At 48.7% G+C, this 15,232-nt stretch carries 12 protein-coding genes and 1 pseudogene; 2 read left to right on the forward strand and 11 right to left on the reverse strand.

All coding sequences use genetic code 11. The annotated features are described in order from the left end of the window. The 6 genes and pseudogenes from DXB70_RS12715 to DXB70_RS12740 all read right to left on the reverse strand — a co-directional run. Window positions 1–650, reverse strand: a pseudogene (locus tag DXB70_RS12715) (leucyl aminopeptidase); the annotation flags it as partial. Between the two features lie 250 nt (window positions 651–900). Beyond that, complete coding sequence (locus tag DXB70_RS12720; protein ID WP_118637465.1) at window positions 901–2,199, reverse strand: dicarboxylate/amino acid:cation symporter; 1,299 nt, start codon at window positions 2,197–2,199, stop codon at window positions 901–903. A 357-nt stretch (window positions 2,200–2,556) separates the two neighbouring features. Beyond that, the gene (locus tag DXB70_RS12725) at window positions 2,557–3,549 is read right to left on the reverse strand and encodes an FAD-binding protein (RefSeq protein ID WP_118673432.1); all 993 of its coding nucleotides are present in this window, start codon (window positions 3,547–3,549) and stop codon (window positions 2,557–2,559) included. A 154-nt stretch (window positions 3,550–3,703) separates the two neighbouring features. Next, on the reverse strand, window positions 3,704–5,107 hold the full coding sequence (pepV, locus tag DXB70_RS12730) for a dipeptidase PepV (RefSeq protein WP_118673433.1): 1,404 nt from the start codon (window positions 5,105–5,107) through the stop codon (window positions 3,704–3,706). 32 nt (window positions 5,108–5,139) lie between these two features. Then, window positions 5,140–5,589 (reverse strand): GatB/YqeY domain-containing protein, encoded by a 450-nt coding sequence (locus DXB70_RS12735; RefSeq protein ID WP_022360228.1) that lies wholly within the window; start codon window positions 5,587–5,589, stop codon window positions 5,140–5,142. Between the two features lie 243 nt (window positions 5,590–5,832). Further along, on the reverse strand, window positions 5,833–7,422 hold the full coding sequence (locus tag DXB70_RS12740) for a peptide chain release factor 3 (RefSeq protein WP_106999734.1): 1,590 nt from the start codon (window positions 7,420–7,422) through the stop codon (window positions 5,833–5,835). Between the two features lie 309 nt (window positions 7,423–7,731). Between DXB70_RS12740 and DXB70_RS12745 the strand changes: the two genes are divergently transcribed. Then, entirely contained in the window at window positions 7,732–8,505 is a 774-nt protein-coding gene (locus DXB70_RS12745) for a type III pantothenate kinase (protein ID WP_118570578.1), read from the forward strand. A gap of 119 nt (window positions 8,506–8,624) precedes the next feature. On the opposite strand, the gene DXB70_RS12750 is transcribed toward DXB70_RS12745, so the two are convergent. After that, window positions 8,625–9,413 carry an SseB family protein gene (locus DXB70_RS12750; protein WP_022360225.1) on the reverse strand — a complete coding sequence of 263 codons (789 nt, stop codon included), beginning with the start codon at window positions 9,411–9,413 and terminating at the stop codon, window positions 8,625–8,627. A 451-nt stretch (window positions 9,414–9,864) separates the two neighbouring features. Continuing rightward, window positions 9,865–10,641, reverse strand: coding sequence for an RNA polymerase sporulation sigma factor SigG (sigG, locus tag DXB70_RS12760; RefSeq protein WP_106999731.1), 777 nt, complete (start codon window positions 10,639–10,641; stop codon window positions 9,865–9,867). A gap of 242 nt (window positions 10,642–10,883) precedes the next feature. Between sigG and DXB70_RS12765 the strand changes: the two genes are divergently transcribed. Next, window positions 10,884–11,951, forward strand: coding sequence for an acyltransferase family protein (locus DXB70_RS12765; RefSeq protein WP_118628886.1), 1,068 nt, complete (start codon window positions 10,884–10,886; stop codon window positions 11,949–11,951). Here the strand turns inward: DXB70_RS12765 and sigE are convergent. The 3 genes from sigE to ftsZ all read right to left on the reverse strand — a co-directional run bounded on the left by sigE (window position 11,905) and on the right by ftsZ (window position 15,069). Beyond that, window positions 11,905–12,663, reverse strand: coding sequence for an RNA polymerase sporulation sigma factor SigE (gene sigE / locus DXB70_RS12770; RefSeq protein WP_118673434.1), 759 nt, complete (start codon window positions 12,661–12,663; stop codon window positions 11,905–11,907). The genes DXB70_RS12765 and sigE overlap by 47 nt on opposite strands. 53 nt (window positions 12,664–12,716) lie before the next feature. Further along, window positions 12,717–13,505: a sigma-E processing peptidase SpoIIGA gene (locus DXB70_RS12775; protein ID WP_182435361.1), complete on the reverse strand. Its 789-nt coding sequence runs from the start codon at window positions 13,503–13,505 to the stop codon at window positions 12,717–12,719. Window positions 13,506–13,842: 337 nt separating this feature from the next. Then, entirely contained in the window at window positions 13,843–15,069 is a 1,227-nt protein-coding gene (gene ftsZ / locus DXB70_RS12780; protein WP_022360220.1) for a cell division protein FtsZ, read from the reverse strand. Window positions 15,070–15,232: the final 163 nt, after the last annotated feature.

The raw sequence follows: 15,232 nt of genomic DNA on the forward strand, positions 1-15,232 counted from the left end.
CATCCATAGTAGCAGATAGGTCCATCAATCACCAGTTTGCCGTGGGTTGTATCAATAACCGGTCCTAAGGAAACTTCGCCATCGGACCAAGCCATTGCATCGCCCGGATTTCTTGCGATACCACACTCGATGATCGGCTCCATCTGGTTCATTTCCATGTAAAGGTCTGTACCTGCCGGTGTGGTGATGTGAGCCATCTTATGACCTCTCCAGATTGCCTGCAGCTTCTCGCCGTCTGCATAAACTGCTTCATAATCTGCCAGTGCGCCGCCTCTTGTGAAGTTATCGATGCTTCTTAAGCAGATGGAAACCTCACGGAGTTTCTTCTGGTTGATGAGCTCTTTTAAGTGGTTATTGTAAATCGCTGCACCGGATGCAGTAGTCATGCCGACAAATACATCGCAGGCATCCATGCCAAGTTCCAGGGATTTCGGGAAGATGGTTGCTTTGTCTTTTCCACGAATCGGCATCATGTATACGCCGTACTCAGCGCCACAGTTTAAAGCGGCTGCTGCCATCGCCTGGGTCATTCTCTCATCGGTCTGCGGGTCTACTACGATTAAAACTTCCTCGCCCGGTTTTACAGCCATCAGGTTGCCAAGAAGATACTGTGCACGTTCCATACATTCGATAATTCTGTTATCACTCATAGTTTTAATCTCCTTTTCTTGTTTTGTCTGGTTCCCTTAAATTTTTGCACCTTTGCAAGTGGGAATTATTTCTGTTTTTTTCCTTTTTATCCGGAAAACGTGGACTTTTCAGAACCGGGTGTTCCATATTCCATCTTTGATTCACGTTCTGCACAAATTTGTCGTTTCCCCGCTTTCCGGGTTCCATACATAACTACTGCCCAGATATATTTCACATTTCATACGAATCCGGGATGTCTCTTTCTAAAACTCAAGCTGCCTTTTTGGCTTCTTCCTGATTGAAAATCTCGTGATCCAGTTCGCCTTCCATCTGAGAAATGCAGACAGATGCTACCAGGTCGCCTACAGAGTTAGTAGATGTGTGAATCTGGTCGATGATTCGATAGATTCCAGCTACCAGTGCGTATGCATCCAGCGGAAGTCCCATCTGGGTCATCAGGGTTAAACTGATAACCAGACCAATCTGCGGAGTTGCTGCACAGCCAACGCTTAAGAAGGTTGCCTGTACAACCAGCATAATCTGCTGCTGAATACTTAACTCTACGCCGTACAGCTGTGCGGCAAAGAGAACAACGATACCAAAGTATGCACATGTTCCGTTCATCTGAGCGGTACATCCAAGTGGAAGTACGAAACTCGCAATATCTCTCGGAACGCCCATCTTCTTCGGTGCTACTTCCATCGATACCGGAAGTGCTGCGGAAGAGGTACAGGTACTGAATGCGATCATCCAAGGTTCAAACGCTTTGCGCCAGAATTTCATCGGATTTACCTTTCCAATCACGCTAAGGAAAATGCTGTATCCAACAATACTCATGGTGATGCAGGCAAGATAGTCAGTTAAGATGAATTTCAGAACCGGTCCGAAGATGGCAACGCCATATTTTGCAAGTGCTACAGTCATCAAACTGAATACGCCGTAAGGGATGATTCCAAGAATCATATCGATAACCTTAAACATCGTCCGTGAGCAAAGGCTGATGATGTCACATAACGGCTGCGCTTCCTTGCCGATGCTGATGATGGCAAATCCAAGAAACAGGGAGAAGACGATAATCTGCATCATCTCGCCACTTGTCAGTGCCTGGAATGGGTTGGATGGGATTAAGTCAAGCAGTGTCTGGTAGATACCCGGAAGTTCTTTCACCTCCATTGCTGTCTCTGCCGTTCCCAGCTGCAAGCCGTGTCCCGGTTTGATAATATTGGCAAGTATCAGACCGATGGTTGCTGAAATACCGCCAGTTGCTAAAAACCAGATGATGGTTTTAACGCCGATGCTTCGAAGTTTCTTGATATCACCCAGTGAGAGCGCCGCGTCGATGATACAGAAGAACACCAGCGGAACGACAATCATCTTGATCAACTTGATAAACAAATCTCCAATGAACTGGAAGAACGGAAGGACATATCCGTTAATGATCTCATTCTCCACGCCGCCCATAAAATTTAAGACGTAACCAAACGCGATACCTGCAAACAATGCAATGAATATTTTCACGTACAACGGAGTTTCTTTTTTCTCCGCCCCATTTTTAGTTTTCTCCACCATGTGATACCCCCTTATGTAATGGTTTTTTATTTCTCGTGTTCCTCATGAGGTTTGACTACATAGTATCAAAAAGCCGGATTATTATAAACAAATATATCGAATCGCGAATAAGTTATAATAATTCAGTGATACAGAGTTAGTTCTGACTTACTTTTTAGGTATTATCTCCATAATAAAAACAATTTTATTTTTGCAAATCAGTTCCGTGCTGTTTTCTGTAAAATACCAAAAGCGGGTAAAAGTTTTTTCGCTTTTACCCGCTTCTTGCTTGAACCTTCTTCTTAAAGGTTTCTATTTTATTTCGTCTGCATCATCTGATTTTTTAGAAATGGCATTATATGTGAATCATTTTAGCTTTTACTGGTTATCCGAAACATAAACCGCTGCTTCTGTTCCTGCAGTCGAACCAAACACAACCGCCTCGGTCAGCTCATTGCCGGAGAGCACACCTTCACCGTCTACTGCCGCTGACAGGATCGGACCTGCTGCATAAAGACCATTGAGCAGCTCGCCGCTATCTTTGTTTAGCTGTTCCGCATTGTTGCTGACAACCAAGGCAGCTGCCTTTCCATCTGCCTCATATACCTGAGATTCCTCAAAAACCGGAATCAGGGAGACATCGGTCGCTACCAGTGCCAGGCAGTCAATCTCCTGATCCTTGCCGTCCACCGTCACAGTGATGCGGTCAAGCGCGCCTTCTTCATTGTAAGCGACGCTCTTTAATTCTGCCTTATATTCAACCGGAATCTTCAGCTCTTCGACTTTTTTAAGCAGCGCTTCCTGTGCAAGCTCGTTCAGATTTCCCTCTTTTGCCGGGAAACTGCGGGCTACCGTGGAACCTGCCTCCTGTGTCAGATCGCCGTACTCCATTCCCAGTGTGTCGGCAAGCCAGTCTTTCGCCTCTTCGCTGTTCTCCGATACATCTGCCGCCATATCCGAATTGTTCGTATTATTTCCTGCCGTCATAATATCCGACAGATAAATCTCAAAATCATCCGTAAGATTCGCCTGGAACTGCTCATCTGTATCGGCTGCATTGACATACGGCGCCATCTCCGCCATATCTGCCGCCAGCTCTTCGCCCGGTGCCAGAATCAGGATCTTCGACGGATCCATGCCCTCGGCTGCCGCCTGAACCGCCGCGATCAATCCGGCGCTGTCTCCGCCTGCGATGACAAGCTGTGCATCCGATGCTTCTGCCTCTCCGGCCGCTTCGGTTGCTTCCTCGCTTGCCGCTGCACTCTCTGTTGTATCTGCCTTACTGCCGCATCCCGCCAGTGCCGCTGTTCCCAGAACCGCTGCCGCCGTCAGAATCCCTGCCTTTTTAACTGTATGGAATGATTTTTTCATAATCGTTCTCTCCTTTCCCTCTCGCCGGAGTTCCTGCAGCCGTCTTCAAACATGCACAGTACCTCTCGGTTGTGGATTTCAGTCTAACATAGAACCTGCGGCGAATCAATTAAGGTTTCTTTAATTCTTACGGCGGAAAAAACGAAATTTTCTGTTACTTACACAAATCCGCAATCACCTGTGCAAAAATCTTCGCACTTGCCACCAGATCACTCACATAGGCAAATTCATCTGCCCCGTGCATCCGGTTGTCCACGCCCGGCATCGACGCGCCAAATGCAACGCCGTTTTTCAGGTCATGCACATATGTGCCGCCGCCGGTGTAGTTGCACTCGCCCTTGTTGCCGGTATAAAGCTCATAAGCATTCAGAAGTGTTCTGATAAACTCGGAATTGCCGTCTACAAAATGCGGCTCTCGCAGCTGCGGGGACTCTAACTTCATGCCGTGGGACGCAAGTTTTGCCTCCACCGGTTTCAACAGGTTGTCATCATTGCCGCCGATCGGGAAACGTCCGTCAAAGTACGCTTCCATCCGTGTCTCCGTCATCGTAAGCATCGTGAATGCCAGAGACAGCGCTCCGGATCCTTCTGCCTGCATCGCCACGCCAAGCGCCTTGCCCTCGGTATCATTCCACGGGAAGCACTCAGTCAGGCTGTGAATCAGCTTCGTCTGTCCGCAGGATGCAAATGGCAGGCGATCCAGAAGCAGAAGCAGAGATGCCAGCGCATTTTTGCCCTCCTCCGGTGTCGAGGCGTGTGCGCCCTCACCGACTGCGGTGATTACGATGGCATCTTCCTCTGCCTGAAGCTCAAACTGTACGCCGGTCTCCTTCGTCACGCCCTCTGCCATCGGACGTACCTCTTCCTCGGTCAGTCCTGTAATTGTCGCATGCGCCTTGCCCGGAACGACATTGATCTTGATGCCAGCCTCGATGGACAGGATCCGCGCTTTCTCCGTCGATACCTCAAAAGAAGCTGTCACATGCCCCGGGAATCGTCCTTTTTCGATATTGATAACCGGGAACGAAGCATCCGGGGAAAATGTCATCGGCGCTTCCTTCTCCACTTTATAATAATGTTCAATATCGCTGCTGCCGCACTCCTCATCTGTTCCCAGAATCAGGCGGACATTTTTTGTCACCGGGATTCCCAGTTCTTTGACCGCGCGCATCGCATACAGGGCTGCTACCGCCGGTCCCTTGTCATCCGCCGTGCCGCGTCCGTACAGTTTGCCGTCTTTTACAATCGGTTCAAACGGCTGTGTCACAGTCCAGCCCTCGCCTGCCGGGACAACATCCAGGTGTGCCAGAATATCCAGCTGGTGTTCACCGTCGTTTAAATCGGCGGTTCCTACATAATTATCGTAATTGTTGATGGAAAATCCATACTCTTCCGCCATTTTTAGTGCCTGTGCCAGTGCCCGGCTCGGACCTTCTCCGAACGGATCGCCCTCCTGGTATGCCGAACGCTCGCTGTTGATGCTGCACAGCGTGCAGATGTCATCTAACATCTCCTGCTTGTGCGCCTCGATATACTGCTCTATTTTCTTTTTATACATAAATCTTCCGCCTCGTTCTTTTCCTTCGGTTATTATTTGGACAGAATTCCAGCCAGTACCTGGTTCACTACCTTTCCGTCTGCCTTGCCCTTTACCTTCGGCATCAAGGTTTTCATGATTTTGCCCTTGTCAGACGGTGCCGGATTTTCAATGCCAAGCTCTGCCAGAACACTTTTGATCACCTCTGCGATCTGCTCTTCGGTCAGATCCTCCGGTGCAAATTCCTGATAAACTGCCAGACGTGCCTGTGCCTCCTCGCGGATATCCGCACGATCTGCCGGAGCCAGTTCCAGAGTCTCCTTCGTCTGCTTGATCTCTTTCTTTACAACTGCGTCCGCCTCTTCCTCAGTCAGCGGAGAACGCTTGTCGATCTCCGCATTTTTCAGTGCGGATAACAGCATGGATAAGGAATCTTTTCTTGCTTTGTCTTTTGCTTTCATGGCTTCTACCATGGCTGCACGTACTACATCTACTCTGCTCATATGAAATGTCTCCTTTTCTTTTTTTATGGTCTCGCCATGCCCAGATGGGACGATGGGGACTCTCTCTTGTTTCACCATGCCCAGTGGTGCGATAGGGACTCTCTCTTGTTTTACCATGCCCAGTGGTGCAAAACCTGCGGTTTCGCACCACTGTCCGGCTGCGCCGTATAGCAGAAATCCCCCTTTCAGCGCCTGAAAAATAAATTTTCCATTCGCTGAAACGGTGCTTTCCGCTACATGGCTTTAGTTACGCCCAAACTCGCTTAACTTAAGCTTCGGATTCCGCTCTTCCACCATTCCCACACTCCAGCTGTTGACAAACAGAAGCAGCGGATTGTCTTTGAGGTCTTTGATCCGCTTCATATCCGAAGTTCCCTGAATCTTGGCAACGTCGATTTCGTCAGCGTTTTCTACCCAGCGGATGTACTCGTATGGAAGCTTTTCCAGCTTGACTTCTACATTGTACTCATTTTCCAGACGGTAGGTCAGTACCTCGAACTGGAGGACGCCGACTACGCCGACGATGATCTCTTCCATACCTGTGTTGAACTCCTGGAAGATCTGGATCGCACCTTCCTGGGCGATCTGGCTGATGCCCTTGATGAACTGCTTGCGCTTCATCGTGTCCATCTGGCGCACGCGTGCAAAATGTTCCGGTGCGAACGTAGGAATGCCTTCAAATTCTACCTTTTCACCTGTACAGAGTGTATCACCGATCGAGAAAATACCCGGATCGAATACACCGATGATATCGCCCGCATATGCCTCCTCGACGATCTTTCGATCCTGCGCCATCATCTGCTGTGGCTGGGAGAGACGGATCTTGCGTCCGCCCTGCACATGCGTTACTTCCATGCCTGCCTCAAATTTGCCGGAACAGATACGCATAAATGCGATACGGTCGCGGTGCGCCTTGTTCATATTTGCCTGAATCTTGAAGACAAACGCGCTGAAATTCGGAGAGAACGGATCCACCATGCCGGTTGTCGTATTTCTCGGCAGCGGCGAGGTTGTCATTTTCAGGAAATGCTCCAGGAATGTCTCTACACCAAAGTTTGTCAGCGCCGAACCAAAGAATACCGGGGATAAATTTCCGCGGCTGACACGCTCCATATCCAGCTCATCGCATGCGCCGTCCAGAAGCTCGATATCATCCATCAGCTGCCGATGGTAGTCTGGACCGATGATGGAGTTAACCTCATCGCCCTCTAACGAGAACTCCTGAGATGCGACCTCCTTCTGTCCGCCCATTGCTGCTGTGAAGGTTGTGATCTTCTTTGTGGCACGGTCATACACGCCCTTAAAATTCTTACCGCAGCCGATCGGCCAGTTGACCGGGCAGGTACGGATGCCGAGCACGCTCTCGATCTCATCCATCAACTCAAACGGATCGCGCGCCTCGCGGTCCATCTTGTTGATAAAGGTAAAAATCGGGATGTGGCGCATAACGCAAACCTTGAAAAGCTTGATCGTCTGCGCCTCGACACCCTTAGAACCATCGATGACCATGACCGCCGAATCGGCTGCCATCAGAGTACGGTAGGTATCCTCCGAGAAATCCTGATGTCCCGGTGTATCCAGGATATTGATGCAAAATCCCTCATAATTAAACTGTAATACGGAAGAGGTAACCGAAATACCTCTCTCCTTCTCTATCTCCATCCAGTCAGAAACCGCGTGCTTGGCCGCTTTTCTTCCCTTGACCGTACCAGCCAGGTTGATCGCGCCTCCGTAGAGAAGAAACTTCTCCGTCAGGGTTGTCTTACCAGCATCCGGGTGGGAAATAATGGCGAATGTACGCCGTTTTTTGATCTGCTCCGCTATATTTTCCAAAAAAATCTTCCTCCAAACTTACTACCATTCTTTAACTTTGTCTAAACGTATTTATTCTATATTATTTTAAACGAATACGCAAGTCCAAGTTACGGTTCACTCACGCGCGATCGGTAACAGATCTTAAAAACATTTTTCATCTTCTTCTTGATCCTTTTCTTTAAAAAACATATAATCATACTATTAACGTGGATATATAATAAATAGTAACAGTTGAACATATGAAACCGTTGCGATAACTATACAATCAACATTTTATAAGAGATGTTAATTATTGTAGAGATGCAGGAGATATAAAGGAGTTATTTTATGATTCTAGCTATCGACGTTGGAAACACCAACATTATTATCGGCGTGATCGACGCAAAAAAAACGTATTTTGTAGAACGCATCACGACCACCATCGGAAAACCGAATCTGGAATATGCCGTGGCGCTGAAAAGTATTCTTGAAATTTACCATATCGCCCCAGATCAGCTTGATGGTGCGATCGTCTCCTCGGTCGTTCCGCCGCTTAACCGGACGATTCTTGCCGCCATCCGTAAAATAACGGGACTAAACGCAATGCTGGTCGGTTCCGGCATGAAAACCGGCTTAAACATCCTGATGGACAACCCGAAATCCGTCGGCAGCGATATGATCGTAAACGCAGTCGGTGCCCTTGCAGAGCATGAACCGCCAATCATCATCATCGAAATGGGAACCGCTACGACCATGTCTGTCATCGACAAAAACGGACGCTATGTCGGCGGCGCGATCCTGCCGGGACTTCGCGTTTCCCTCGACAGCATGAGCGCCAGCACTGCCCAGCTGCCGCGCATCAGCCTCGATACGCCGCGCCATGTCATTGGCAAAAATACCATAGACTGCATGAGAAGCGGCGTCATATTTGGCAATGCCGCGATGATCGACGGTATGCTGGATCGCATCGAGGCAGAACTCGGAGAGAAAACTTCCATCATCGCCACCGGCGGCATCTCCAAGATTGTCCTGCCGCTCTGTTCGCATACGATCACGTATGATGGGGCGCTGTTGATGAAGGGATTACTACATTTATATGAAAAAAACAGGAGAACCGAATAATCAAAAAGGCTGTCTCTCGGCAGATGCATCTATATGATACATTCTGATGGGAGACAGCCTTTTTATCACAGTTTATTATGCTGACATCTATTCATTACCGGTCACGGTCACAGCAGCATTTATTTTACAACCTTCAGCTTCATATTCTCTTTCTCAATCCGATCCAGCTTCTCGCCGTCCAGACGGAGTGCAAATCCAAACGGATTTACCACGATTCCATTCACGTAATCCAGATATTTTTTCAGATCGCGGAAGCGGACTTCCATTGCTCCAAACTGATGTTTACGGTCAAATTTGCCAAATTCTACTAAATCCGTAAATGCCGGGTAATAGCGTACACCCTTTCCGGTGGTCAGAACCGGCACTGCCGTCGTCTTCTGCGGGTCAGCAACCGGAACCAGCAGACGCGCACCGTAAAGCTCTTTGCACATCAGATCCTGCATCTGCGGGAATGCCTGGTGCTGTACCAGTGCCTGATAGAACTGATTTGCAGAACGGACCAGGGACGGGTTCATCACGATCTCGGATGTATCCTTTGGTTTCTCGATGATGCTGAACAGCGACATGGACATATGATTTTCCTGTCCCTTGTCGATCACAACTGCCTCAAAACCGCTGCGGTAGAGGTCGTTGAAAAAGGAAATACGCTGTAATGGGCGGATCTCCAGTACCTTCGTCTCTACACCGACCATCTCCAGCCCTTTCACGAACTCATCTGCATACTCGCGGCTGGTGTAAAGGAAAGCAGCCGCCTTGCCGTTCTCTGCACCCAGGAAGAAGTTTTTCGTCGCATGGACAGTCACAACAAACAGTCCCGGCTCTCTCTGAAGCAGCTCCAGAACCTCTCCCATAACTTTTTTATCTGCTTTATCCTGATGTTCTTTCATCAGCTCACGTAATTTCTCCATTTGAATTCCTCCGGCTCTTTTTAATGTACTCTCGGAATCTTTCTGTGCTTGATTTTGTGAGATGATTTTTTGTCAGCTGTGCCCAAATTTCTGGGGCGTACGCGGTGCGTACGTTGATGAAATTCGGGTACGGCTGGCGGAAAATCAGCCACAAAAGCGAGTGCAGAAAAGACTCCGAGAGTACATTTTATCATGCGCGAGGCTCAATCCGCCTGCGCCTGTCTTTTCTACTCTGTCTGCTGTCCATGACTGCCTGAACGCCGCATCGCCAAGCTGCCTTTATCACTATATCAGATGGCATATTCCGCTCAACCCCAGTTCAGATAACAGTCATCTGCTTGATTTTCAGATTCTTTTTGCAGACTATATCCTCTATATTTTAACACAGAGCCGCCAAACAATCAATCAGAAGAATCTCACACAATCTCTATAACACAATCCCTATCAACATTCAGCTCAAATAATGCTTCATGCTTTTTAACGCACTCTTCTCCAGCCGTGACACCTGCGCCTGCGAAATATGGATTTCTTCGGCAACCTCTGTCTGGGTCTTTCCCTCAAAAAAGCGCATATCAATAATGCGGCGTTCCCGGTCCGGCAGGCGCTGCATCGCCTCCCCCAGCGACAGATCCTCGACCCAATGTTCCTCTGAATTTTTCTTGTCACTGAGCTGATCCATCACGTAGAGCGGATCGCCGCCGTCCGTATAGACCGGTTCGTACAGGCTGACCGGGCTCTGGATAGCATCGAGCGCATACGCAATCTCCTCTTTGCTGACTCCCAATTCTTTGGCAATCTCGCAGAGTGTCGGCTCCTTTGACTGCTTTTTCAGCAGATTTTCACGGGTATAGATCGCTTTGTATGCCGTATCGCGGAGCGACCGGCTGACCCGGATTGAATTGTTATCCCTCAAATACCGTTTCACCTCCCCCAGAATCATCGGAACCGCATACGTCGAAAAACGGACATTCTGGGTAATATCAAAATTATCAATCGCCTTGATGAGGCCGATACAGCCAATCTGGAACAGATCGTCCACATTTTCCCGGCTGCCCGAAAAGCGCTGTATTACACTGAGCACCAGCCGCAGATTCCCCTTGATATACTGTTCTCTTGCCTCCCGATCACCCTTTAGAATCCGGCGAAACAGTTCTTCTTTCTCCTCATTACTTAAAAGAGGCAGCTTGGATGTATTGACCCCGCAGATTTCCACTTTATAGACCGGCATTTCCATTCCCTCCGTATGATGGACGATCAACGCAAGCGGTTGAATCGTTTTGATTTTTGTTTTGTCACCTATACATTAGAATGGACAATTCAAAGCTCATTTATACCCGGACAAATGAGAACCGTTTTCACTCATTCCAATTTCTTGCCTTTTCTGCCGTTCCATAGTAAAATATATTTTCAGGGATTTTACGATCAATATTATTTATAGAAAATAGAATTCAACCACAAGGAGATCCATTCATGAACACACAAAAAAAAGCCCGTTCCCTCTACTGGGATATCGTAAAGGGATGGGGCATTATTGCGATCGTGCTGGGGCATACCGGATATTTCGCCGGTGCGTTCGTCTATCTATTCCACCTGGCGCTGTTCTTCTTTATCACGGGCTATTTTTATAATGAAACGAAATACGGGGATACGCCGTTTCGCTACTTCGGCTCCCGTCTCGCTGGTGCATGGCCCAGGTATATGTTCTACACGCTGTTTTTTGTCCTGCTCCACAACTTTTTTGTAACGCACAGGCTCTATGCGGGACAGGAACTTTACAACCATACCAGAATGCTTACGGCATGGATGAGCAGTCTTACCTTCAACTCCCCGGAACAGGTTCAGGGTGCCCTCTGGTTTCTGCCGGTCTGGCTGGTGTCCTCCGGACTCTTTGCCGGATGCGTCTGGTTTGGACGCGCGGCTGCCCGCTTTACCCGGAAAGATAATGTCAAGCTTCCTGTATGTGCATTTGCATGCATCCTGATTGGTCTTGCCGGTGTCTTCTTAAATATGAGAAGCTGCCCGCTCCCTTACAATCTGCAGGCGGCGCTGCTCGTTGTTCCGGTCTATCTCATCGCCTGGCTGATGCAGCAGTTTTTCTCCAATTTCCGCCACTATACGGTCTGGTACGGCTGCCTGATAAGCGCCCTGCTTCTGCACCTGACGAACACAAAGCTTCACATTTTCATCGATCTGGCAAGCATGCACATTCCGGGCGTCTTATTTTATCCGATCTCCATCATTGGAATTTACTTCGTCCTTTCGCTCTCCGACCTGTCCGAGCGCATCAGACCGCTGGCAAAGGTCCTTGCCTTTTTAGGACGCCATTCCTTTGACATTATGGCGATTCATTTCACGCTGTTCAAGCTGATCGATTTTGCCTATGCCCGCTTCATTTTGAAGGAAATACCGGAAACGCTTTCCAACTTCCCGGTCTCCTTCCGCTATGAAATGGGTCCGTTTTACATCCTGATCGGTCTGTTTCTTCCAGCACTTATCGGCTGGTGTATAGACCGCATTGCTGCGAAATTTCTTTCTTGAGGCGTTTCATAATCTTCTTTTCCAGCCTCGATATGTATGACTGCGAGATACCCAGAAGGTCGGCAACCTCCTTCTGGGTCATTTCATCTTCCTGCTCTCTCCCCAGACCAAAGCGCAGCTTCACGATTTTCTGTTCCCGCGGATTCAGGCGGTCGATCGCCGCATTCAACAGTTTCCGCTCTGTCTCATCCTCCAGATCCCGGTAAATAATATCCTCATCCGTTCCCAAAATATCCGACAGAAGCAATTCATTTCCATCCCAGTCCACATTCAACGGCTCATCGATCGAAACCTCGAGCTTCGTCTTATTATTTCTCCGGAGATACATCAGAATCTCATTTTCAATACAACGGGATGCATAGGTCGCCAGCTTAATATTTTTATCCACGTCAAACGTGTTGATCGCCTTGATGAGACCGATCGTCCCGATCGAAATCAGATCTTCCACGCCCACGCTGGTGTTGTCAAACTTTCTTGCTATGTAGACCACCAGGCGCAGGTTGTGTTCGATCAGCGCCGAACGCGCCTCTTTATCCTCACTGGTTCCAAATTTTCTTAAAACCTCCGCCTCCCGCACACTGTCAAACGGTGCCGGAAGGATATCGGTTCCCCCGATATAATGAACTTCCCCGTCCCGGTGCATCAGAAATGACCGGAACGACGGCATCATTTTTAAACGAAACTGATCTGGAACTGAAACTTTTATAAACATACGCTTTCCCCCTTATGTTGTTCGCTATGGTTCGATTGTCTGCATGGTTTTCTTCACAACCAATATTTTTCATTGAGCAGCATCTGGTACTCGCCCTTCTGCGACAGCGCCTCCTGTGAAATGGCAATCCACGGCTTCTCAATCACCCGCATACCGCCCTGACCGGACACTTCCATCCGCTCCGCCTGATATGCCGGAATCACGCCGCCGCCCTTTCCGACACTCCGAAATGGGATGTATTGGACACCGTCCTCCCAGGAAAAAAATTTCTCTGCCGCACACGCATCCAGCACCTGCACCGGACGCCCCGAAAGCGGCATCGTCAGATGGTTGCCTGTGTCGAGAATCGCCTGCACATGCCGCTCCCTGCCTTTGTTAAAAAGCGTTACCGCGTACTGGTGTTCCAGCTTCATACACCGCTGCATACCAAACCGCCACACCGCAGATGGAATCAGAAAACTCCCCCCCGCGGTAAACAGCCAGAACAGAAGATTCACCCGTATTCCAAGCGGCTGAACCAGTTCCATGCAGCCAGCCGCCAGCATAGATGCTATGTAAAGCCCGATCGCAGCTTCTGCCGCCTCCGACTTCCTATGGATGGAAAATGCCGTCCATGCCATCAGCACGCTCATCGTGGCGCTTAGGAGCATCCGCCCGGCATATCCCAGCGGAATCGGAGCTAACACCATTCCTAACGCATACACGGCTCCCAGAAGACTCCCTGCCAACCGCCCATACCGGCGTTCCGGCAGACGCAGGCAATTCTTCACCACCGACAGAAGCAGGAAATCCGCTGCCAGATTTTGCAGCAGGATGACATCCGCATACACACGATAAGTCACTGTCTCTTCCCACCTTTCTGTCCGACACGGGATATTATAAGAAAAAAATTCCGCAAAATTTGTCAAACCGAGGGCGCAAAACGCCTGTTTTGATCGCCAAAAATCGGGGGAAAAACGTAAAATTTGAATAGATTCGACATAAGTCGAAGGTCTGAATCGACGATAAAAAAGAATGTGCCTTTTTGTGTAATAGGGGATTCCAAGGAATTTCCTATTACACAAAAAAACACGCATCAGAAATTTTCACTTCTAATGCGTGTCTCTTCCAAAAACAACTGCTTCTGTATATATTTTGTATTTTTGCTAAAGCAAGAGCAGTTCATCTCTCACTCTTATATTATTTCTTATTTCTCAGAAAATCCGGAATATTGATCTGTGTTTCCTGGCGCATCGGGCGGAACGGCTGTGCCGGTGCCGACTGCGGTGCTTCCTTCGGAGCGACTGGCTGTGCCGGTGCTGCTGCAGATGGTGCACGGAAGGTCGGTGCCTTGTAGGTCGGCTGCGCTGCCGCTGCAGTCTGTGCTGCCGGCTGAGCGTATGTATTGCCAGTCGTCTTTGCCTTGAACGGAGTCTTGAACTCAGTCATCGCTTTTGCGACCGGTGTGTTCACACCGTGGGAATCCAGTCCAGTCGCAATAACAGTGATCGTCGCCTCATCCTGTGCATTCTCATCGTACATCGCACCGAAGATGATATTGGCATCGTCGCCTGCAAGCTCCTGTACATAGCTGGCTGCGTCATTTGCCTCGATCAGGCTGATATCGCCGGAAATATTGATGATAACGTGGCTTGCACCCTCGATGGTTGTCTCAAGCAGCGGGCTGGATACAGCCTGCTTAACAGCCTCAAGTGCTTTGTCATCACCCTTCGCATGACCGATACCGATATGAGCGATACCCTTGTCCACCATAACGGTCTGAACATCTGCAAAGTCAAGATTGATAAGACCCGGAACATTGATCAGGTCGGTAATACCCTGTACTGCCTGCTGAAGAACCTCATCTGCTTTCTTCAGTGCATCCGGCATCGTGGTACGGCGGTCTACGATCTCAAGAAGTTTATCATTCGGGATAACGATCAGAGTATCGACAGCTGCTTTCAGTTTTTCGATACCATTGAGCGCGTTGCTCATACGGGTCTTTGCCTCGAAACGGAACGGCTTTGTGACAACGCCGACCGTCAGAATGCCCATATCTTTTGCGATACGTGCAATAACCGGAGCTGCACCTGTACCGGTACCGCCGCCCATACCTGCGGTAACGAATACCATATCTGCACCCTTGAGAGCCTGTGCCAATTCTTCCTGGCTTTCCTCAGCTGCTTTCTCACCGATCTCCGGCTTTGCGCCTGCACCAAGTCCCTTGGTCAGCTTCTCACCAATCTGCATAGCTGTGGACGCCTTGCAGAACTGCAGTGCCTGCTTATCTGTATTGATACCGATAAATTCTACACCGGCAATATCTTCATCGATCATACGGTTGACAGCGTTGTTACCGGCTCCGCCGACACCTACTACTATAATTCTGGCAGAGTTCTCTGCTTCATTTATCTTTATCTCTAACAAGATACTTCCTCCTTCATTTTCCCATCTATTCCGGTTTTATCATTTTTATACTAAAATTAGGGTCTTTTAAATCTAGCCTACCTAATACTATATTTGATTTTCAGCAAAAAATCAATCGTTTCTTTTATAAATTTTCAATAAACCAGTCACAATGTTACTGTTC

It is taken from the genome of Clostridium sp. OM05-5BH (genome assembly GCF_003481505.1).
GTDB classification, from domain to species: Bacteria; Bacillota; Clostridia; order Lachnospirales; family Lachnospiraceae; genus Otoolea; species Otoolea fessa.

Bases quoted from the DNA above. Each gene is read 5' to 3' on its own strand.
- DXB70_RS12735 (WP_022360228.1), bottom strand. From the start codon at position 5,589: ATGAGCAGAGTAGATGTAGTACGTGCAGCCATGGTAGAAGCCATGAAA.
- pepV (WP_118673433.1), bottom strand. From the start codon at position 5,107: ATGTATAAAAAGAAAATAGAGCAGTATATCGAGGCGCACAAGCAGGAG.
- DXB70_RS12720 (WP_118637465.1), bottom strand. From the start codon at position 2,199: ATGGTGGAGAAAACTAAAAATGGGGCGGAGAAAAAAGAAACTCCGTTG.
- DXB70_RS12765 (WP_118628886.1), top strand. From the start codon at position 10,884: ATGAACACACAAAAAAAAGCCCGTTCCCTCTACTGGGATATCGTAAAG.
- sigG (WP_106999731.1), bottom strand. From the start codon at position 10,641: ATGCCGGTCTATAAAGTGGAAATCTGCGGGGTCAATACATCCAAGCTG.
- DXB70_RS12725 (WP_118673432.1), bottom strand. From the start codon at position 3,549: ATGAAAAAATCATTCCATACAGTTAAAAAGGCAGGGATTCTGACGGCG.
- DXB70_RS12750 (WP_022360225.1), bottom strand. From the start codon at position 9,413: ATGGAGAAATTACGTGAGCTGATGAAAGAACATCAGGATAAAGCAGAT.
- DXB70_RS12745 (WP_118570578.1), top strand. From the start codon at position 7,732: ATGATTCTAGCTATCGACGTTGGAAACACCAACATTATTATCGGCGTG.
- sigE (WP_118673434.1), bottom strand. From the start codon at position 12,663: ATGTTTATAAAAGTTTCAGTTCCAGATCAGTTTCGTTTAAAAATGATG.